General features: G+C 60.3%; 16 protein-coding genes. 6 read left to right on the forward strand and 10 right to left on the reverse strand.

Features of this window, described 5'->3' with window-relative positions; all coding sequences use genetic code 11:
• The first annotated feature begins 101 nt into the window (after positions 1 to 101).
• Positions 102 to 1,622 carry a complex I subunit 4 family protein gene (locus tag GOB90_RS08360; protein ID WP_146890450.1) on the forward strand — a complete coding sequence of 507 codons (1,521 nt, stop codon included), beginning with the start codon at positions 102 to 104 and terminating at the stop codon, positions 1,620 to 1,622.
• Between the two features lie 43 nt (positions 1,623 to 1,665).
• Here GOB90_RS08360 and GOB90_RS08365 read toward each other — a convergent pair whose 3' ends face one another.
• The 3 genes from GOB90_RS08365 to GOB90_RS08375 are packed head-to-tail and all read right to left on the reverse strand — an operon-like array spanning position 1,666 to position 4,487.
• Positions 1,666 to 2,019 carry an ArsC family reductase gene (locus GOB90_RS08365; RefSeq protein ID WP_146890453.1) on the reverse strand — a complete coding sequence of 118 codons (354 nt, stop codon included), beginning with the start codon at positions 2,017 to 2,019 and terminating at the stop codon, positions 1,666 to 1,668.
• 37 nt (positions 2,020 to 2,056) lie between these two features.
• Complete coding sequence (locus GOB90_RS08370; protein ID WP_146890456.1) at positions 2,057 to 3,574, reverse strand: TonB-dependent receptor; 1,518 nt, start codon at positions 3,572 to 3,574, stop codon at positions 2,057 to 2,059.
• Positions 3,468 to 4,487, reverse strand: coding sequence for a TonB-dependent receptor plug domain-containing protein (locus GOB90_RS08375; RefSeq protein ID WP_146890459.1), 1,020 nt, complete (start codon positions 4,485 to 4,487; stop codon positions 3,468 to 3,470). The genes GOB90_RS08370 and GOB90_RS08375 overlap by 107 nt, the downstream gene beginning before the upstream one ends.
• A gap of 738 nt (positions 4,488 to 5,225) precedes the next feature.
• Here GOB90_RS08375 and GOB90_RS08380 point away from each other — a divergent pair.
• Together GOB90_RS08380 and darG are read left to right on the forward strand one after the other, a co-directional pair.
• A complete protein-coding gene (locus tag GOB90_RS08380; protein WP_146890462.1) occupies positions 5,226 to 5,885 on the forward strand; it encodes a DUF4433 domain-containing protein in 660 nt (219 codons plus the stop codon).
• Complete coding sequence (darG, locus tag GOB90_RS08385; protein WP_146890473.1) at positions 5,882 to 6,952, forward strand: type II toxin-antitoxin system antitoxin DNA ADP-ribosyl glycohydrolase DarG; 1,071 nt, start codon at positions 5,882 to 5,884, stop codon at positions 6,950 to 6,952. The genes GOB90_RS08380 and darG overlap by 4 nt, the downstream gene beginning before the upstream one ends.
• Positions 6,953 to 7,311: 359 nt before the next feature.
• Here darG and recA read toward each other — a convergent pair whose 3' ends face one another.
• The 4 genes from recA to tldD all read right to left on the reverse strand — a co-directional run bounded on the left by recA (position 7,312) and on the right by tldD (position 12,273).
• Complete coding sequence (gene recA, locus GOB90_RS08390) at positions 7,312 to 8,340, reverse strand: recombinase RecA (protein ID WP_221223403.1); 1,029 nt, start codon at positions 8,338 to 8,340, stop codon at positions 7,312 to 7,314.
• A gap of 440 nt (positions 8,341 to 8,780) precedes the next feature.
• Entirely contained in the window at positions 8,781 to 9,152 is a 372-nt protein-coding gene (locus GOB90_RS08395) for a YidH family protein (protein WP_173572002.1), read from the reverse strand.
• A gap of 102 nt (positions 9,153 to 9,254) precedes the next feature.
• On the reverse strand, positions 9,255 to 10,673 hold the full coding sequence (locus tag GOB90_RS08400; protein WP_242011891.1) for an O-antigen ligase family protein: 1,419 nt from the start codon (positions 10,671 to 10,673) through the stop codon (positions 9,255 to 9,257).
• Positions 10,674 to 10,746: 73 nt separating this feature from the next.
• Positions 10,747 to 12,273: a metalloprotease TldD gene (tldD, locus tag GOB90_RS08405; protein ID WP_146892606.1), complete on the reverse strand. Its 1,527-nt coding sequence runs from the start codon at positions 12,271 to 12,273 to the stop codon at positions 10,747 to 10,749.
• A gap of 271 nt (positions 12,274 to 12,544) precedes the next feature.
• On the opposite strand from tldD, the gene treF reads away from it, so the two are divergent.
• The gene (treF, locus tag GOB90_RS08410; protein WP_146892621.1) at positions 12,545 to 14,446 is read left to right on the forward strand and encodes an alpha,alpha-trehalase TreF; all 1,902 of its coding nucleotides are present in this window, start codon (positions 12,545 to 12,547) and stop codon (positions 14,444 to 14,446) included.
• A gap of 163 nt (positions 14,447 to 14,609) precedes the next feature.
• On the opposite strand, the gene dnaJ is transcribed toward treF, so the two are convergent.
• From dnaJ to GOB90_RS08425, 3 genes are all read right to left on the reverse strand, one after another.
• Entirely contained in the window at positions 14,610 to 15,764 is a 1,155-nt protein-coding gene (gene dnaJ, locus GOB90_RS08415) for a molecular chaperone DnaJ (RefSeq protein WP_146892608.1), read from the reverse strand.
• A gap of 170 nt (positions 15,765 to 15,934) precedes the next feature.
• Positions 15,935 to 17,848 carry a molecular chaperone DnaK gene (gene dnaK, locus GOB90_RS08420; RefSeq protein ID WP_146892610.1) on the reverse strand — a complete coding sequence of 638 codons (1,914 nt, stop codon included), beginning with the start codon at positions 17,846 to 17,848 and terminating at the stop codon, positions 15,935 to 15,937.
• Between the two features lie 176 nt (positions 17,849 to 18,024).
• Positions 18,025 to 18,645 carry a nucleotide exchange factor GrpE gene (locus GOB90_RS08425; RefSeq protein ID WP_146892613.1) on the reverse strand — a complete coding sequence of 207 codons (621 nt, stop codon included), beginning with the start codon at positions 18,643 to 18,645 and terminating at the stop codon, positions 18,025 to 18,027.
• 56 nt (positions 18,646 to 18,701) lie between these two features.
• On the opposite strand from GOB90_RS08425, the gene GOB90_RS08430 reads away from it, so the two are divergent.
• A complete protein-coding gene (locus tag GOB90_RS08430; RefSeq protein WP_173572003.1) occupies positions 18,702 to 18,998 on the forward strand; it encodes a hypothetical protein in 297 nt (98 codons plus the stop codon).
• On the forward strand, positions 18,995 to 19,708 hold the full coding sequence (locus GOB90_RS08435; protein ID WP_146892615.1) for a response regulator transcription factor: 714 nt from the start codon (positions 18,995 to 18,997) through the stop codon (positions 19,706 to 19,708). Before GOB90_RS08430 ends, GOB90_RS08435 begins: the two co-directional genes overlap by 4 nt.
• Positions 19,709 to 19,791: the final 83 nt, after the last annotated feature.

The following is a 19,791-nucleotide window of genomic DNA, read 5'->3' on the forward strand; positions in this document are numbered from 1 at the left end:
TCGGGGGTGTGCTCGGCGGAACGTGACCGGGGGGCGGCTGGCGATGCCTGTCCGACGGGACTAAGGTCTGTTCACTTTCGTACCGGACCTGTGAGTACGCCGTGCACCCGATCCTTTTGTCGCTCGTCACTTATCTTCCCCTGGCTGGCGGCATCGCCATCATGCTCGGTCGCGGACCGGCGGAAACGGCGGACCGGACATCCCGCTGGATTGCGTTATGGACGAGTCTGATCGTTCTGGCGCTGGTAACGGTGATGTGGACGGAGTTCGATCCGCGTCTGCCGGGGGCTCAGTTCGAGCAGCAACTGTCCTGGATGCCGGCTTTCGGGATTTCGTATCACACCGGGGTTGACGGGATCAGTCTGGTCTTTGTGCTGCTGACGGCGTTTCTGACGCCGCTTTCGATCGGGGCGGGCTGGCGGAGCATTCGCGGGCGGGCGTCTGACTTCATGGCGGCGATCCTGTTTCTGGAAACGGCTCTGATGGGGCTGTTTTCCTCGCTGGATCTGGTTCTGTTCTATGTTTTCTATGAAGCGACGCTGATCCCGGGCAGTCTGATGATTGGCGTGTGGGGCGGGCCGAAGCGGATCTGGGCTTCGCTTCAGTTCTTTCTGTTCACGTTTGGCGGCTCGCTGTTCATGCTGGTGGCACTTGTGGCGCTGTGGACGATGGCGGGGACGACGGACATTCCGGTGCTCACGCAGTCGCATTTTTCGACGGCGGTGCAGTGCTGGCTGCTGGCGGCGTTTGTCATTGCTTTTGGCGTGAAGCTGCCGCTGTTTCCGCTGCATGCCTGGCTGCCGGATGCTTATACCGAGGCACCGACGCCGGCTTCCGCGATGCTGTCGGGCGTGCTGTCGAAGACGGGCGCTTATGGTCTGCTGCGGTTCGGGGTTCTGATGTTCCCTGATGCGGTGCATCGGTTTGCGCCGTTTATTCTGCCGCTTGGCGTGGTGGCGATCATTTATGCGGCGTTCATCGCCTTCGCGCAGACGGACATGAAGCGGCTGATCGCGTATTCCTCGTTCTCGCATATGGGGATGATTGCGGTCGGGCTGTTCACGCTGGATGTGGAGGGTGTTGACGGGGCGATCTATCAGATGCTGTCGCATGGTGTGGTAATCGCGGCGCTGTTCTTCAGTGTGGCGGCGATTGCCTGGCGGGCGGAGACGCGGAACATTTCGGCGCTGGGCGGTGTGGCGTTCCGGATGCCGGCTCTGGCGACGCTGGCGATGCTGTTTACGATGGCCAATGTCGGGTTGCCGGGCACGGGTTCCTTTGTGGGCGAGCTGCTGATTCTGATGGGCGCGGTGCATGTCTCGTTCTGGCTGGCGCTGCTGGCGGGCACGACGATGATCATGGGTGCTGTGTATATGCTGGCGCTGTATCGGGATGTGATCTTCGGCACGGTGAAGGGCACGGTGGGTTTGCTGCGGGATCTGACGGCGGCGGAGATGGCGGTTCTGGGGCCGCTGGCGATTGTCATTCTGTGGATGGGCGTGCATCCGGCGTCGTTCACGCGGCTGTTCGATCCGGCCATCACGCAGGCGCTGGGGACCAATGCGGCGACGGCGTTTCATACGGTGGCGAGCCATGTGCAGGTGGCCGCCGCGAGCCGGTAGAGGGGTTCTGCGGTCTCTGCCTGGCGGGCAGAGACTGTGAGGATCAGGCTTTTTTGCTGAACACGGCTTCGTAAATTTCGGGCTTGAATCCGATGGTGATGTGTCCTGTGTCGAGCACGGGGCGTTTGATCATGGACGGGCTGGCCAGCATGAGGGCGATGGCTTTCTCTTCCGTCAGGTCGGTTTTATCGGCTTCGGGGAGTTTCCGGAATGTGGTGCCGGCGCGGTTGAGGAGTTTTTCCCAGCCGGCTGCGCTGACCCAGGCTTTGAGTTGCTCCGGGTCGATGCCCTGTTTTTTGTAGTCGTGGAATGTGTACGCGATGTTGTGGTCGGTGAGCCAGGTGAAGGCTTTTTTCATCGTGTCGCAGGCTTTGATGCCATAGATCGTGACAGGCATGAGTTCCGTGTCCTCCGGTGGGGTTCGGGCTGTTGTTTTACAGTCCGACGCTGACCGACATAATGGCCGCGAATCCCGGATCGACATAATAACCTGGTGAGCTGCCGCTGACCGTTCCGCCAAAAACACCCTGAGTGGCGCGGGCGTTGTCGGAATAGCCATACACGCCGATACGCTGGGTCGAGTTGCTGAGGTTGTTCAGGGTTACCTGGATTTTCGGTGCTTTCATAAAGCCGATATCCCGTGCGCGGTAGCCAGGGGTCAGAGAGTCGGTGATGTAGCCGGGCATTTTCTCGTCATCCATCAGCGTTGCGTACTGTGAGCTGATATATTTGACGTTGAGATTGCCGAAGAAATGTCCGTCATCGCAGGTCAGGCCCAGCGCGGCCTGGTAATGCGGGCTCATCACCTGCGTTTTGCCGGCTGTTCGCAGGTAATCAACCGTTCCGTTGGAATCGGTCGTTGCTGTGTTGTTATCCTGCCGCGCCGACAGATAGGCGAATGTCACGTAAGGCGTAAACCGTCCCCAGATCGGCGCGGTTGCAAACTGCACGTCCACGCCACGGCTGGTCTGGCCGCCGGCATTTTCCGTACGACTGACCTGGACGCCGTTCTGATAGGTGTTGAGGGTCAGAAGGCGGTTGACGATGTTCATGTTGTAGAACACCACCGAAGCGATGATTTTCTCACCGTTGTAGCGGTACCCAAGCTCTTCCTTGATCGCGTATTCCGATTTCGGCATGGAGGCACCATTAACGAGGCTGCCGGAACTGATTGAGTAGGCGTCCAGGTTGCTGCCCATGTAAGGCTGCCGGTAATCGCCCTCGCCCAGGATGAAAATCTGATTGTAGCGGTCCAGGCTGTAGCGTGCGCTCACGGTTGGCAGCGGCACATTTTCGCTGACGCCTTCATGCGGGGTTGCTCCCGACAGGTAATTGTCGGCTGACCGGGTGATCATCACATCCTTGAATCCGGCGTTGATGTTCAGTTTGTCATGGAAGAGTCTGAGGCTGTCGCCGACATACAGGCCGTTCAACTGGTAATGGAGGAAGTAATCGGCTGAATAGTATTTCTGTCCGTTCGGCAGGGTGTACTGACTGGACAGTTTTGTGATGTCGTAAGGCTGGCCCGTGGCCTGATTGACGATCCCGACCGGATCTTTTTCCGACAGATTGTAGTTCTCATACCAGTAGCCGACGTAAAGATCGTTGTGCCGGGTATGCCAGTTCAGCTTCAGATTATTGCCGCCGATATAGGTCATGCCGTAACTTGCATTGTCGACCAGAACACTGGTGCCGCTGGCGAGGCTGCCGGCGCCGGTTCCCTGCGCCAGATTCACGTCCACGTTCTGCGTGCCGGCGTACGTGCTGCCCTGCCGGACGGTATCGGCGCCCATCGACCAGCCGTAGCCGTACCAGAAATACGGTGTATCCGTCAGGGTCAGATTGTCATTGAGCACGAATTTCATCGGCATCAGGATCGTTCCGCTGTAAAACGGCGCGGCGTTGTTCAGCTTGTAGTAGCTGGTATCGTTGACGCCGCTGTAGGTTCGCATCCGGGCTGACCCATCGTGTCTGCCGCCATTCCTGCGCCGTCGGGTAGTAATAATAACCTGAATCTGAAAGGTTGAAGACCTGCTCGAATGCGATCGAGCTGCCTCCGGAAAATTCCTTCAGGATTTTGGCATCCGAATGAATCTTCTTCTGGATGCCGGGCCCGTACCAGTTTTCCTCGGTTGCATCGGAGACGGAGGCGAACGCACGGACGCCGGAATGACCGATCTCTCCTGTATCTGCCCTGAAAAATCCACGAAAGGTATTAAACGATCCGTAACTGAAATCGATCTGCGCGCCGGCTTTCGCTGTGGGATCGCGCATTTTCATATAGATCGTGCCGGCGAGCGAACTTGTCACGGGATCATCCGTGCTGCTGGAGCCGGGCGCAATCGCGATCTGTTCCATATTTTCGGTATCGAGCACTTCCGCCTGATAATTACCGGCACCCGGTGAAAGGACTGGTGCGCCGTCCATCAGCCAGCCCATGTCGTTTGAGGTCAGGCCACGAACCTGCAGGCCGGAACTGTTGATTCCCGCTGCGTCCGTGGGCATGGCGTTGACGCTGGGCATCATGGCCAGGAGATTGACGACATTCTGTGTCGGGGCCTGTTTGGATATGTAATCCTGCCCGACATACTGTATGTTTCGCGATTCTTCGACACGCCGCATGAGGCCGCCACCCACAGTGACATGCAAGCGGTTTTTACTGACCGCGACTTCGTCGGCGCCGCCGCGCGCTTCGATTCCTTTGATGGGAAGCGCCTTTTTCGGAAGCGTCGTTTTTCCGGCTGGTGTCGTTCGATGCGTATGCGGCGATGCGTGAGGGCGATGAATGACCGGCGTGGCCGCATGGGCGATTCCGGAGAGAGCGGTGGTCAGTAAAACCGCACGGCCTGCGGCCCGTCTCAGCACGCGACATATCTGACATTCCCGTTCTCACTCGTCTTCCGCGCAACCGGTAACCGAACGTAAGTCTCACCGTTCTGGATGTGCAATGACCTGGAGTGGAATTGCGGCGTAAATTTCGTCCTGGCGGTCAGGTTTTTCGTGATTGTGTCGGGTTAGCAACAGTTTGACGGGCTGGCCGGGGTGTGTTTCTGGTGTGGTGGTGCTGTTTATGTAGATGGGGAGGCGATTTTTCTTCCGGAGGTACTGGCTGTTATGCCCTGCTCGTCAAAGCGTCTGCGTTTTTGGCAGCGTGGGTCGGGCTTGCTGATCGATGGTTGTTCCTGAGTATTGTATTGCGGTCTCTCTGAAGCCTTGATTTCAGGTTTCCTTTTGTCTGTCCGATATGGGGGGAGAGTGGAAAGTCCGCTATTGAGGTGGAATACACCGGAATGCTGACATTTTTTAGAACGCTTCGGGCGGCTCGTAGCCCGAAGTAGCCCTTCATGATCCGCGCGGCGTGGACTCTGGGCAGACACAAAGGGCGGATTACGGACTTTCTCTACGTGGAACTGGTGGGTTGTCCGGTTAGAGGAAGCTGATATTCAGTAGAGTTTCATGGAGAGGACAACCGAGCCTGATACCTAGCTGCAACGCTTGGGGAAACCGTATCAAGTATCTGAGGGTGCTTAAACGAGGAGTGCAGACTTGCCGAACCGATTCATTTTTCGACAGGTTCATTATGAAGACCTATCGACCTTTCTTATGGATGGTGAAGTTAGAGCCAAGCGACATCAATACCCTCAACGCTGTCATCAAACGTCATATCGAGCAATTGTGGACCGTCGTGGAACAGACGAGTTTCAGATGCCGTACGGTCGTGTGGTTAACGATTTTGTACCGTTTTATTTTAGCCCAATAACGCCGTTCACATACACCATCTACATGGGGAACGTACCATTGATTTCTCCGGCGGGGGTGGAACTTCGTAAAGCTTGCGAGGATGATCGGATCTTTTTGGTCAGTTCACCACAATCATTCATAGGTTCCAGTTTATTAACTTGCTTTAGCGACTATGCACTGAATTCGAAAGCGCCGATGCCAACGATTGAATCCGACCTCACCAAGCTCGAAGACCACGTCCACTGGGACGTCTTCGATGAGGCTCCGATGATTTCGGCGATACCAGACATCGGCTACGCGGGTGTCTGCAAGTGGTACCACAACATGGCAACCCCGCCGGAGCGCATGACGCGTAGCGCGAAGCGTATGGCAGAATTTTTGGTTTATGGCGCGGTACCGCTGGACAAAATTATGTGTATAGTGGTGAAAACGGATGCGATGCGAGCTACCTTGGAGGGGATGATGGCTGTTTCAACATGGAACATCCCGATTTTGACACAGCGTGGGTGCTTCTACGGATGACGATACGAACCAAAAAAGGAGACATGTTTTCCGAGCCTGTGGGGGCTCTGGTGAACACTGTTAACTGTGTCGGCGTTATGGGAAAAGGCGTCGCTCTGGAGTTCAAGAACAGATGGCCCGCAAATTTCCGCGCCTACAAATCTTTGTGCGATGCCAAAGGTTTAAGTCCCGGCCAAGTATTCGTCTTCGATACCAAGGAGTTGTTTGCCTCAGAAGGACCGCGATACCTGATCAACTTCCCAACGAAGGCCCATTGGCGCTCGAAGTCCAAGATTGAGTACATTGAAGACGGTCTCGATGCACTCGTCGAGGCGATTCAAGAACACGAGATAACGTCCATTGCGATCCCCCCTCTTGGTTGCGGAAATGGCGGACTGGACTGGACGGATGTGCGCCCTTTGATCGAAGCGAAGCTTTCGTCTCTTAGTGACGTCGAGATTGTTTTGTTCGCGCCCAAGAATGCCACCGACGTCCCTGAGCACGTTCATTCGAGCCTGCCGATGACTTTCCAGCGTGCGATTTTGCTCAAAGCTCTCAACGATCTCGAACGCTACTTCAACGGGTCTTTTGACAGAATTTCGCTGCAAAAAATCGCATATTTCCTGCAAGCTTTGGGCGTGGACTTCAAACTCAGGTTTGCCCGCAATCTTCATGGCCCTTATTCGGAAACCTTGAAGCTTGCCTACATCTCGATGGAGCGTCGTGGAATGATCGACGGTTTCTTAAGTGGCGAGCGCCAATCGCATGTGACGCCCAGTGGGTGTGCCGTTGCGAACGAGTTTTTGAACCAAGCCGGAACTGCTGCAAGTGACATTATTGATCGTTTGAACAAGCTGGTTCAGGGCTACGAAAGCCCTTACGGATTGGAGCTTCTTTCCTCGGTCCATTTGCTTGCCCATCACGAAGGCCATTTTCCAGTTGAGAAGATCATTCGCGAGATGCAGGGATGGAGTGAGGCCAAGCGGAACCAATTTAGTGAGGACGCGATCCGGGCTGCATACGACCGTCTTAAAGACGATGGCCTTTTGCACCAGATGAAGCCAAACGATGCCGAACTTTCAATTTGATCAATAGACTTCTGCTTGCGTTTGGCTGTCTCTCTAGTCTTGTCGTGGTTGTGTGAATGTGGCGTAAGCCCGGTTTGGCGGGCCGCGTCGCAGCATTGCGAAGTTATTTCGAGTGTCCGAATGGGCCGGCAGCAACAGTTAGAGCAGGTGAGGACCTCACCGACCCGAGATGCACTCCTGCGCAAGTCGGCTGATTAGCTTTGAACCAGTTATGTCCGCTATCGGGAAAAAGACCGGAAAACTCTATGTCCGGAGAGAGGCGTAAGCGGACATATTTTCGTAAGATTTATGCCCGGATTTTAATAAATCGGGGTGAAGGGGCCTGTGGCCCCTTCCGGGTTCGGGCGGCGCCCGGGGTTTCAGTCCTCGTCAGTTTCGTTGTCCGGGCCGGTCATCATGGCTTCGGCGACGATGCCGGCCTGTTCGCGTACTTTCCGTTCTATTTCGTGGGCCATTTCGGGGTGATCGCGCAGGAAGTTTTTCGCGTTTTCGCGGCCCTGGCCGATGCGCTGGCTGTCGCAGGAGAACCAGGCGCCGGATTTTTCGACGACGCCGGCTTTGACGCCGAGATCGACCAGTTCGCCCATTTTGCTGATGCCCTCGCCGTACATGATGTCGAATTCGACCTGACGGAACGGGGGCGCCATTTTGTTTTTCACTACTTTGACGCGGGTCTGGTTGCCGGTGACTTCATCCTTGTCCTTGATGGCACCGATGCGGCGGATATCGAGTCGGATGGAGGCGTAGAATTTCAGGGCGTTGCCGCCTGTGGTGGTTTCGGGGTTGCCGAACATCACGCCGATTTTCAGACGGATCTGGTTGAGGAAGATCAGCAGCGTGTTCGAGCGCGAGACAGTGCCGGTGAGTTTGCGGAGAGCCTGGCTCATCAGGCGCGCGTGCAGGCCGACATGGCTGTCGCCCATATCGCCTTCGAGTTCGGCGCGCGGCACGAGGGCGGCGACGCTGTCCACGACCAGCACATCGATGGCGCCGGAGCGGACGAGGGTGTCGGCGATTTCCAGTGCCTGCTCACCGGCATCGGGCTGGCTGATCAGCAGGTTGTCCACATCCACGCCCAGTTTGCGGGCGTAGCCGGGATCGAGCGCGTGTTCGGCATCGATGAAGGCGCAGGTGCCGCCTTTTTTCTGGGCTTCGGCGATCGCGTGCAGGGCGAGCGTTGTCTTGCCCGAGCTTTCCGGCCCGTAGATCTCGACGATGCGGCCTCGCGGGAGGCCGCCGATCCCGAGTGCGATATCGAGTCCGAGCGAGCCTGTGGAGATACAGTTCGCTTCTTCCTTCGGCCGCTGGCCGAGGCGCATGACCGATCCCTTGCCGAACGCCCGTTCGATCTGGCTCAATGCGCCTTCGAGCGCTTTTGTCTTATCCATTTCCATTCCCTGAATCCCGATTTCCACCGCTGGCCTCCTCTGGAGAGAGAACAGCGACGGCGTCCCGGGCCCGAAAGCCACGTTTGTCGCCGAGTCTGTCACAGCCTGAGCCTCTCCGGCAATGAGGCGGAACCGGAATTCGCTCCGGGCCGCTCTGTCTGTTTCCTGGATACCGCAGGAATCCGGACGTTTCCGTCCGCTGCGGTCTGAAGCGTAAACGAGCCGTTAATAATTCGTTCGCGTTTGTTCTATTTGGAACAAAAAAGGAACAAATGCAAGGAGAACAGTTTGCTTTCATGAACCTGGGCTCTGCCCGGACCCGGCAGGGACCGCAGGGTCCGGCACTCCATATGTTGATAAATAAACGGGGTTCCAAAGACCCGGGTCTTTGGTGGGTTTAAGGGCAAAGCCCTGAGAACTCTGCTGCCTGCCGGCGGTGTTCAGGTGGTCAGCAGCATGATGAAGGCAAAGACTCCGACCAGTCCCAGCACGCAGACAAGGATGATGCTGAGCGGATTCACGCCGACGGAATGTGTATCCGGCGAGAGGATATCGCGGCGGGCGGCGAGGTAATGCCACAGGGCGGCGGGCAGCAGGATCGTGCCGGCGGCCACCAGGGCCGCGCCCAGCAGGGAGGCCGGGCCGCGCGGGCCGACGCCTGTCAGATGCGTGGGCGGGATATGGGCGACGAGACGCAGGAACAGGTCAAATTTTGCCAGGAAGCAGCCGAACGCGATGATGGCGAGGGCGGTTCTGACCCAGGCGAGAAAGGTGCGTTCGTTCGCCGCGTGGTCGGTGTAGCGGGGGATCATGGTCCGGGTCTTTCGCCTTTAAGGCTGTATGTCGTTGTCACGGACGGGCTGCTTTGGTTATGCGGTTGCGGGCGGGAAGACGGTGCTTTCAGGGACATGCTTTCAGGGCGGGCCGGGGCGAAGATATGCGCCTGAGGCGGCCAGCGCCCATCCGGCTGTGAGGAACAGCCATCCGGCAGGCGGGACGGAGAACAGGGCGCTGGTGCTGGCCAGGGGCCAGAGCTGGACACAGCAGGCGACCAGAAGCATGGCGTTGCGCGGGGTGGCGGGGACGGTCGCAGGGACATCCGAGACCCGCTCCGCGCCGTGGGCCGGGAGGTGCGGACGGGCGATGAGTCGCAGCCAGCACAGCGCCATTGCCATGAACAGGAGCAGGCCGGGCAGGCCGGCGGCTGTGGCGGCCTGGAGGTAGTAATTATGCGGGTGGAGGTTACAGCCTGCTTCCGGCGGCGCGATATAGGGGATGCCGAGCAGCTTCATGTCGTGGACATATTGCGGATCGAGGCAGTGGAGCCGGAAGCCGTCGAATCCCACGCCGAGCCAGGGGTGGGCGGCGACCATGGCGCTGGCGCGGCCGAAGAGCTGGCCGTAATCGCTGGAGGCGAAGTGGCTCATCTGGTGGCTGAATTTCAGCACCAGCTTGGCGTAGGTGGGTGGCGAGACGACCGGGAGCGCGGCGAGGAGCGCGGCACCCAGGACGAAGGCGCCGAGGACGGGCAGGCGCATCGGTCTGACCAGCAGGGCGGTGAGCAGCAGTCCGACGCAGGTCAGGAGGGTGGGCATCCGCTGGCCGATCAGGATCATCGTGACGACGGAGAGCAGGAGCAGGGCGGCGCCGGTGAGGCGGGAGCGATGGTCGGTTTTTTGCAGGCGTGTCAGGATGCCCGGCATGAGGCCGGGGAACAGGACCATCAGCAGGGCGCTGCCGGCTTTCGGGTGGACGAAGGGGCCGGTCAGGGCGCCGTCTCCCCAGCGCGGGTCACCGAACAGGTTGGTGCCGGTGAGATACTGTTCCCAGCATTCCAGGATCGTCCAGATGGCGAGAAAGGCGCAGACGGCACCGAGCGCCCGCTGTGCCCGGGGGCCGGTCAGCACCCAGTAAGCGAGGGCGGCGCAGAAGACGAAGAAGCGGAGGGTGAGCAGGCCCTGGACGAAGGAGGCGGCGGGTCCGGCGAGGGCGGAGGAGAGGGAGATCAGGCCCCATAAGGCGAGGCCGCACTGCATCCAGCGGGCACGGAGCCAGGACCAGTCGCGCAGCAGGGCGCTGCGGACCAGGAACAGCATGGCGACGATGGACAGATCGGCGTCGGCCATGGCGCGGGCGCGAAACAGCAGGACGGGGAGGAGGACGGTGAGGAGGGTAGCGAGGGTCCGCAGGGCCGGTTGCAGGATGATCGCGCCGGGGGAGAGGCCGGGCATGGCGTTGCCGAAGCCGGAGGCCGTGCCGTCAGCGGTCGTGCTGTTGCCGGCTGTACTGCTGTCGGCGCGAAAGCCGTTCATGACGAAGACGTTCAGCTTCATAGGTCAGAAGGGCTCTGCTCTCATGGGGGACCGGCTCGCTCCGAGCCCGGGGACGGGTGCGGGGACCGGGCGGTCAGGTGCCTGTTCCGCCGACGGTCAGGCCGGTCATTTTCAGGGTTGGCTGGCCGACGCCGACGGGTACGCCCTGCCCGGCCTTGCCGCAGGTGCCGATGCCGGGATCGAGCGCGACATCGGCGCCGATCATCGAGACGGTTTTCATGGCGTCCGCGCCGTTGCCTATCAGGGTCGCGCCTTTGACGGGGTATGTCACCTTTCCGTTCTCGATCATGTAGGCTTCGGAGGCGGCGAACACGAACTTGCCGGAGGTGATGTCCACCTGGCCGCCGCCGAAATTCACGGCGTAGAGGCCACGTTTGACGGAGCCGATCATCTCGTCCGCTGTTGCGTTGCCGCCGAGCATCAGCGTGTTGGTCATGCGGGGCAACGGGACGTGGGCGTAGGACTGGCGGCGGCCGTTTCCGGTCGGGGCGACGCCCATGAGGCGGGCGTTCAGGCGGTCCTGGATGAAGCCGGTGAGGATACCGTCCTCGATCATGACGGTGCGACCGGTTGGGGTGCCTTCGTCATCGACGGTGAGGCTGCCGCGCCTGTCGGGGAGGGTGCCGTCATCGATGACGGTTACGCCCGGGCTGGCGACGCGCTGGCCCATGAGGTCGGAGAACATGGAGGTTTTCTTGCGGTTGAAATCGCCTTCCAGCCCGTGTCCGACGGCCTCGTGCAGCAGGATTCCGGGCCAGCCGGCGCCGAGCACGACTTCCATTTCCCCGGCGGGAGCGGGTTTTGCGTCCAGGCTGATCATGGCCATGCGGAAGGCTTCGTCCACGGCGCCGCGCCATGCGTCTTCTTCCAGCAGTTTCGCCACGCTGTAGCGACCGCCGAAGCCGTGCGAGCCGCTTTCGCGCAGTCCGTCCCGTTCGACGACGATGCTGACATTGAGGCGCACGAGAGGGCGGAGATCCGCGACCCGGACACCATCGGCGCGGACGATCTGGACGGTCTGCCATTCGGACGAGAGCGAGGCCATGACCTGCACGACGCGGGAATCGAGGCCGCGCGCATAGGCGTCGATTTCGCCGAGCAGGCTGGCGCGTCTGACGAAATCGGTGCCGTCGAGCGGATTGATTTCGGTGTAGAGGTGGGTGTTTGTCGGGCGGGGCGGCGGTGCCATGAGTCCGGAGCGGCCGTTACGCACCTGCTGCACGGTCTCTCCCGCGCGGCGGAGGGAGACGGCGCTGATTTCGTCGGAGTGGGCGAACCCTGTTTCCTCGCCGAGCACGCTGCGCAGGCCGAAGCCGCTGCTTGTGTTGAAGGAGGCGGAGCGGATCACGCCGTCATCGAGCGACAGGCCTTCGCTCTCGCGGTATTCGAGGAACAGCTCTCCGTCATCCATGCCGTTCAGCACCTGCGACGTGATGGTTGCGGCTTCGTCCCGGCTGAGCAGAGCGCCGCTGCGTCCGAAGAACAGTTCATCGGTGGCGGCGAGAGGCCCCAGCCCTTCGACAGATGACCGGCGGCTGCGTGTCTCCGATGCGACTGCGTCAGGGCCGGGAGCGGTCGGGGTTGAGGCTGAGGACGACATGAGCAAAACTCCCGGAGAGGCGGAGCCGGAAGAACCGACTCCGAAAAAACTGGGTAACATATTGGGTGGTCTGTCAGGATTCACCACCCGGATACACTCCTGTGTCATAACTGATTTTCCCGCGCACCGGAAAACCCGGACGGATTTCAACCGCTTTAATCCCGAGGTCGGGCCGACCGGGGACTGGAAAGGATAGTTTTTGAGGCTGCTGAATTCGCACCGTTCGCTGCTGGCTCGCCTGCCTGTTTTCAGTGCTGTTTTCCTGCCCGGAATGGCTCGTCCCGCTCTGGCCCTGCTGCTTCTGGCCGGGGCTGCGGGACTGGCGCCGGATGCCCGCGCGCAGTCGGTGGCTGCTGAACCGACGCAGGTCACGCAGACCGTGGTGGGGCAGACCGCTCCCGTGGCCCCGGTTATTCTGCTCCATCCGACGGTGGTCCCGGCTTCGTATTCGACCGTACGCGTCGATACGTCTCAGGATCTGCGGCCGCCTTCGATCGCGCTGGACGGCCTGTTCGCGGCGATTGGCGAGGCGAGGATTTTCACCGATGCCAAGGCGGCGGCGGATGCTTATCCGAGCCTTCCGCCGTCCGAGATTCTGACGGCCTGGCGGGCGCAGAAGAACGATCCGGGTTTCGATCTCAAGACGTTCGTGGCGACCTATTTCACGATTCCGGCTTTTGTCTCGGCGGCTTATCAGCGCAAGCCGGGGGAGAGTGTGCGGGATTACATCTCCGGCATGTGGACGGTGCTGACGCGGCCGCCGGACACGCCGCAGCCATGGTCCTCGCTTCTGCCGCTTGCCGAGAAATATGTCGTTCCGGGCGGGCGGTTCAGCGAAATCTATTACTGGGACAGCTATTTCACGATGATTGGTCTCAATGAGGATGGCCGGACCGATCTTCTGCGGACAACATTGCAGGATCTGGCTTCGCTGATCGACCGTTACGGTCACATCCCCAATGGCAGTCGCACTTATTATCTGAGCCGGTCGCAGCCGGCTTTTTTCGCGCTGATGATCGATCTGCTGGCGACGCATGATGGTCAGAACACGTACAAAACGTTTCTGCCCGAGTTGCAGCGTGAATATGATTACTGGGTGGATGGCGCGGCGACGCTCGAGCCCGGGCATGCCTGGCGTCATGCCGTGCGTCTGAAGGACGGCACGCTGATGGTGCGTCCGTGGGACGATCTGGATACGCCGCGTGACGAGAGCTATCCGCAGGACATTGCCACGGCGGCGTCCACGAAGCGGCCAGCGGGCGAGGTCTGGCGTGATCTTCGCGGCGGGTCAGAGACCGGCTGGGATTTCTCGTCCCGCTGGCTGGCTGATCATCATACGCTGAACACGATCATCACGACGGATCTCATAACGGTCGAGATGAACTGTGCCGTTGCGCATCTCGCGGAGACGCTTTCCAGAGCTTACGCGATCACCGGCGACAGGGCGTCGGCGGATCGTTATGCGAAAGACGCCGCGCAGCGGATTGCGGCCATTCGCCGGGTTCTGTGGGACGAAAAGCGTGGTGCGTTCTATGATTATGACTGGAAGACGGAGCAGCTCAGCGATGTGCTGTCCGGCGCGACGGCGGCGCCGCTGTTCTTCCGGATGGCGACGAACGATCAGGCGCATACCATTGCGAAGACGCTGCGGGAAAAGCTGCTGAAAACGGGTGGTCTGACGGCGACCGATGTCGTCAGCGGGCAGCAATGGGATTCACCGAATGGCTGGGCGCCCTTGCAGTGGATGGCGATCAAGGGTCTCAACCAGTATGGCGAGGATGCGCTGGCGGAGGAGATTGCACAGCGCTGGATGGCGCGGGTGATCGGCACTTACGAGAAAAGTGGTGTTCTTTACGAGAAGTATGATGTTGTCGCGCAGGATATCAGTCCGACCGGGGGTGCCGGCGGGGGTGAGTATCCGATGCAGATCGGGTTTGGCTGGACCAATGGCACGCTGCTGGCGCTGATGAATCGCTATCCGCAGGATGTTCAGCGGATTCTGACGAAGAACCCGCTGGCGGGGCAGGAATCGAAAGATAATCCGGCGACGGAGGAGTCCGAGGCGGCGCCGGTTCCGGTTGTCAGGAAACCGACGATGACGGGGCAGGTGCCTTTGCCGTTGCCGGCGCAGGCTCAGGCTCAGGATAACGGTTTGCAGGTGGTGCCGCACTGAACCGATGGCGGGGTCTGGAACCGGGCTCTGTGCCCGGACCCGGCAGGAGCCAAAGGCCCCTGCACCGTTTTATAAACAGACCGGTTTCCAAAGACCCGGGCCTTTGGCGGGTTTCAGGGCAAAGCCCTGAGAAAAGCGTCCCCTGTAAAAGCCTACGACCCGGTCAGCTCTTACCTTCAAAGAAATCCTTCACGCGGCTGAAGAAGCCGGCATGTTCCGGGCTGCCTTTGATGTTCTCGCCGGCTTCTTTTTCAAATTCCTCAAGAAGTTCACGCTGACGTTTATTCAGGTGCTGTGGTGTTTCCACGGTGACCTGAATGTACATGTCGCCACGGGCGGAAGACCGCAGCACCGAGAAACCTTTGCCGCGCAGGCGGAAATGTTCGCCGCTCTGCGTTCCGGCGGGGATTTTCACGCTGGCGCGACCGCCGTCGATGACCGGCACTTCGATTTCTGTGCCGAGAGCGGCCTGGGACATGCGGAGCGGCACGCGGCAGTAGATGTTCGAGCCGTCACGCTGGAAGAGGTCGCTGGCCTGGATGGCGACGTGGACATAGAGGTCGCCAGGGTCGGCGCCTTTGCCGCCTGACTCGCCTTCGCCGGTCAGGCGGATGCGCATACCGTCCTCGACGCCGGCGGGGATGGCCACTTCGAGCGTGCGGGATTTCTGGATCGTGCCGACGCCCCGGCAGGCCGGGCACGGGTCTTTGACGACTTTACCCGCGCCGTGGCAGGTCGGGCAGGCGCGCTCGACGACGAAGAAGCCCTGCTGGGCGCGCACCTTGCCCGCGCCGTGACAGCTCGGGCAGACGCTGACGCCGGATTCACCGTCTTTCGAGCCTGTGCCTTCACAGGATTCGCACATCACGCGGGTATTGATGGTGATGGATTTCTTTACGCCGGCAAAGGCTTCGGCCAGCGTGATCTCGGCCTGCGCCTGAATGTCGGCGCCGGCGCGACGTGCGCCGCCACCGCCGCGGCGGCCACCGCCCATCATATCGCCGAACATCTGCTCGAAAATATCGCCCAGACCGCCGCCTCCGGCGAAACCGCCGCCGAAGTCGAAGCCACCGGGGCCGGCGCCGCCGCCTTCGAAGGCGGCATGACCGAACCGGTCATAGGCGGCGCGTTTCTGTTCGTCTTTCAGGACATCGTAGGCCTGGTTGATTTCTTTGAAGCGGGCCTCCGCCGCGGCGTCTCCCGGATTACGATCCGGGTGATATTTCATGGCCTGTTTACGATACGCTTTTTTCAATTCATCGGATGACGCCTCCCGGCTGACTTCCAGAACGGCGTAATAATCAATTTTCGTGGCCATGGATTTCCTCGCAGGCGGCCTCCGGTCGCGGACGCTTCACTATGCGTCGGGAGGACAAAAAAACGAGCGCCCGCTCCTGGAAAAGAGCGGGCGCCCTGAACCCGCGAGACATATCTGTCTCCGGGAACGGGGGCCGGACGAAATGTCCGGCCGGCAGAGGGCTGTGCCGCTCAGGACTTCTTGTCGTTGATCTCTTCGAAGTCCGCGTCGACAACCTTATCGTCGGCATGCGCGCCGCCGGCGGAGGTACCCTCGGCTGCGCCAGGAGCTGCGCCTTCCTGACCGGCCTTGTAGACGGCTTCACCGATTTTCATCGCGGCCTGGGTCAGACGATCGGAAGCCGATTTCACGGCCTCGGAGTCCGTGCCTTCGAGAGCCGATTTCACGGCTGCGATGGCGCTTTCGGCCTCGGTGCGATCCGCGGCGGGAACCTTGTCGCCGGCTTCGCTGAGAGACTTCTCGACCTGGTTGACCATACCTTCGGCGTTGTTGCGGGTCTCGACCTGCTCACGCTTCGCCTTGTCAGCCGTTGCGTTTGCCTCGGCATCCTTCACCATCTTGTCGATGTCGGCATCGGACAGACCACCGGAAGCCTGGATCTTGATCTGCTGCTCCTTGCCGGTCGCCTTATCCTTGGCGGACACGGAGACGATACCGTTGGCGTCGATATCGAAGGTGACTTCGATCTGCGGCACGCCACGCGGCGCAGGAGCAATGCCCTGCAGGTCGAAGTTGCCCAGCAGCTTGTTATCGGCCGCCATCTCACGTTCGCCCTGATAGACCTTGATGGTCACGGCGTTCTGGTTGTCTTCCGCGGTCGAGAAGGTCTGGCTTTTCTTCGTCGGGATCGTCGTGTTGCGATCGATCAGGCGGGTGAACACGCCACCCAGCGTCTCGATGCCCAGCGACAGCGGGGTGACGTCGAGCAGCAGGACGTCCTTGACGTCGCCTTTCAGGACCGCGCCCTGAATGGCCGCGCCGATGGCTACGACTTCATCGGGGTTCACGTTGCGGGCAGGCTCTTTACCGAAGAAGCTTTTCACTTCGTCGATCACCTTCGGCATGCGGGTCATGCCGCCGACGAGGATGACTTCGTCGATCTGGGAGGCTGACAGGCCCGCGTCCTTCAGAGCCGCCTTGCAGGGCTCCATGGTACGGGTGATGAGATCATCGACCAGGCTTTCGAGCTTCGCGCGGCTCAGCTTGACCACGAGATGTTTCGGGCCGGACGCATCCGCCGTGATGAACGGCAGGTTGATCTCGGTCTCCTTGGAGGAGGACAGCTCGATCTTCGCTTTTTCCGCTGCTTCTTTCAGACGCTGCAGAGCCAGTTTGTCGGACTTCAGATCGATACCCTGATCTTTTTTGAACTCGCTCGCGAGGAAATCGATGATGCGGTTATCAAAGTCTTCACCGCCGAGGAAGGTGTCACCGTTGGTGGACTTCACCTCGATCACGCCGTCGGAGATTTCGAGGATCGAAACGTCGAACGTGCCGCCGCCGAGATCGTAAACAGCGACCGTGCCGCCGTTTTTCTTCTCAAGGCCGTAAGCCAGGGCTGCCGCTGTTGGCTCGTTGATGATGCGCAGGACTTCGAGACCGGCGATTTTGCCGGCGTCTTTCGTGGCCTGACGCTGGGCATCATTGAAGTAGGCCGGGACGGTGATGACGGCCTGCGTCACTTTCTCACCGAGATAGGACTCGGCGGTTTCTTTCATCTTGCCCAGGACGAAAGCGGCGATCTGCGACGGGGAGTATTTCTTGCCGCGAGCCTCGACCCATGCGTCGCCGTTGTCACCCTTAACGATTTCGTAGGGGACCAGCTCCTTGTCCTTCTGGACGGTCGGATCGTCGAAGCGACGTCCGATAAGGCGCTTTACGGCATACAGCGTGTTGGTCGGGTTGGTGACGGCCTGGCGTTTCGCGGCCTGTCCGACCAGCATTTCACCACCTTCGGTGAAAGCGACCATGGACGGCGTCGTGCGGGCGCCTTCGCTGTTTTCGATCACCCGGTTTTCGTTGCCTTCACGGATGGCAACGCAGGAGTTGGTTGTACCGAGATCGATACCGATAACTTTACTCATGTATTCTCTCTCCACTCAGCGGCATCATCCGGCCCGAAGCACCCGACGCTGCCCTTCATTGCTGCGGCCCCTGTCATTTTTCAGACCCGGCCCGCCTTAAGCTTACACCGATGTAAGAACCGCCGGAACGGGTTTCAAGGGTCTTTTGCCCGCGAAACCGGTTTCCGTCCGGCTGCTTACTGTGCTTCGCCGTTTCCGTTCTTCGCGACGACTACCATGGCTGGTTTCAGCAGGCGGCCGTGCAGGGTCCAGGTGGGGGTCCAGGCCTGCATGACCGTTCCGTTCGGGTGTTCTTCGCTTGGCTGTTCCGCCATCGCCTGATGGTGGTTGGCGTCGAACGTCTGACCGGACGGGTCGTGCGAGACCACGCCGTGCCGTTCGAGGATGGAGAGGAAGGAGCGCTCGGTGCCCTCGATCCCTTCCCGCATCTTGGTGATGATGCTGTCCTCGTTTTCCGCGGGCTTTGGCAGGCTGGCGAGGCCACGACGCAGGTTTTCGGCTGCCTCGACGACATCGCGGGCGAATTTCTGCACGGCGTACTGGCGGGCGTCCTCAAGCTCGCGCTTTGTCCGGGTGCGAAGATTCTGCATCTCCGCTTCCGAGCGGACCCACTTGTCGTGTTCCTCGTTCAGCTGAGTTTCGAGCTCTCTGATCCGGACGCTTGCGGCGCCCATCACCTGATCGGTGCTGTCCGCGTTCTCGGGAGAAGAGGCCTGTGGGGGCGTCTGCTCTGTATGACCGGTCTCAACGTGATCCGCCGACGATCCGGCCTCGTGATTTTCTGTCGTATTCATCATGGTAATGAAATTAGGCATCCCGATCCCGGCCCGCAAGAACGCCGCATGAAGAAAACATGACGTCTTCAGGGCCGGTTATGTTGCAGTTTCGCCATCCGGCGGTGACCGGACAGGCGGTCCGCTCTGTTCCGTCCGATGAACGCGGGGGTCATATTCAGCTGCTTCTTCACAAAACCCCAACTCTCATTCATGCATGCCAGTCAGACCGTTGTGAGGCGACCCCATGGTCCGGGGGCGTTGCCGGCGCTATGGTTCTGCCCGCAGGGCACCTGCCGGCGGTCCGCCGGGTCGTCGGGCAGACCGGCACGCCGAAAACCGGCGGGTCGTCTTTATCAGGAGATGAGGATACGTGACGGAGACGACAAAACAGACGATCGCGCTGGTTGATGACGATCGTAATATCCTGGCCTCCGTCCAGATGACTCTGGAAGCCGAGGGCTATCAGGTCCGGACCTATACGGATGGTGAGCAGGCATTGCAGGATCTGAACGCCCGCCCGGTCGATCTGGCCGTTCTGGATGTGAAGATGCCGCGCATGGACGGCATGGAGCTGCTTCAGAGGCTGCGCGCCCGGTCCAGTCTGCCGATCATTTTCCTGTCCTCGAAGGATGAGGAGGTCGATCAGCTGATGGGTCTTCGGCTTGGCGCGGACGATTACATTACGAAGCCGTTTTCCCAGCGTCTTCTGATCGAGCGCATCCGGGCGCTTCTGCGGCGCAACGAGGTCAACCGGGCCGAGGCGGCGGGTGAGAGCACCGGCTCCCTGCTTGTCCGGGGCAGTCTGAGTCTGGACGAGGCGCGTCACCGCAGCCAGTGGCGCGATCAGGATGTTCCGCTGACCGTGACGGAGTTTCTGCTGGTCAAGGCGCTTGCGGCGCGTCCGGGGCTGGTCAAATCCCGCGATCAGCTGATCGACGCGGCTTATGGCGACAACATCTATGTCGATGACCGGACGATCGACAGCCACATCAAGCGGGTGCGGAAGAAATTCCGGCAGGTTGATGAGGCGTTCAATCAGATCGAGACGCTTTACGGTATCGGCTATCGCTATAAGGAAGAGTGAGCGATGAGCGGGGGGCATTCATGAGCAGTCGGGCCGCCGCGGATTTCTGCATTTCCGGCTTCTGACCGTGTCTGACGGGAACC

It is taken from the genome of Acetobacter oeni (assembly GCF_011516825.1).
GTDB lineage: Bacteria > Pseudomonadota > Alphaproteobacteria > Acetobacterales > Acetobacteraceae > Acetobacter > Acetobacter oeni.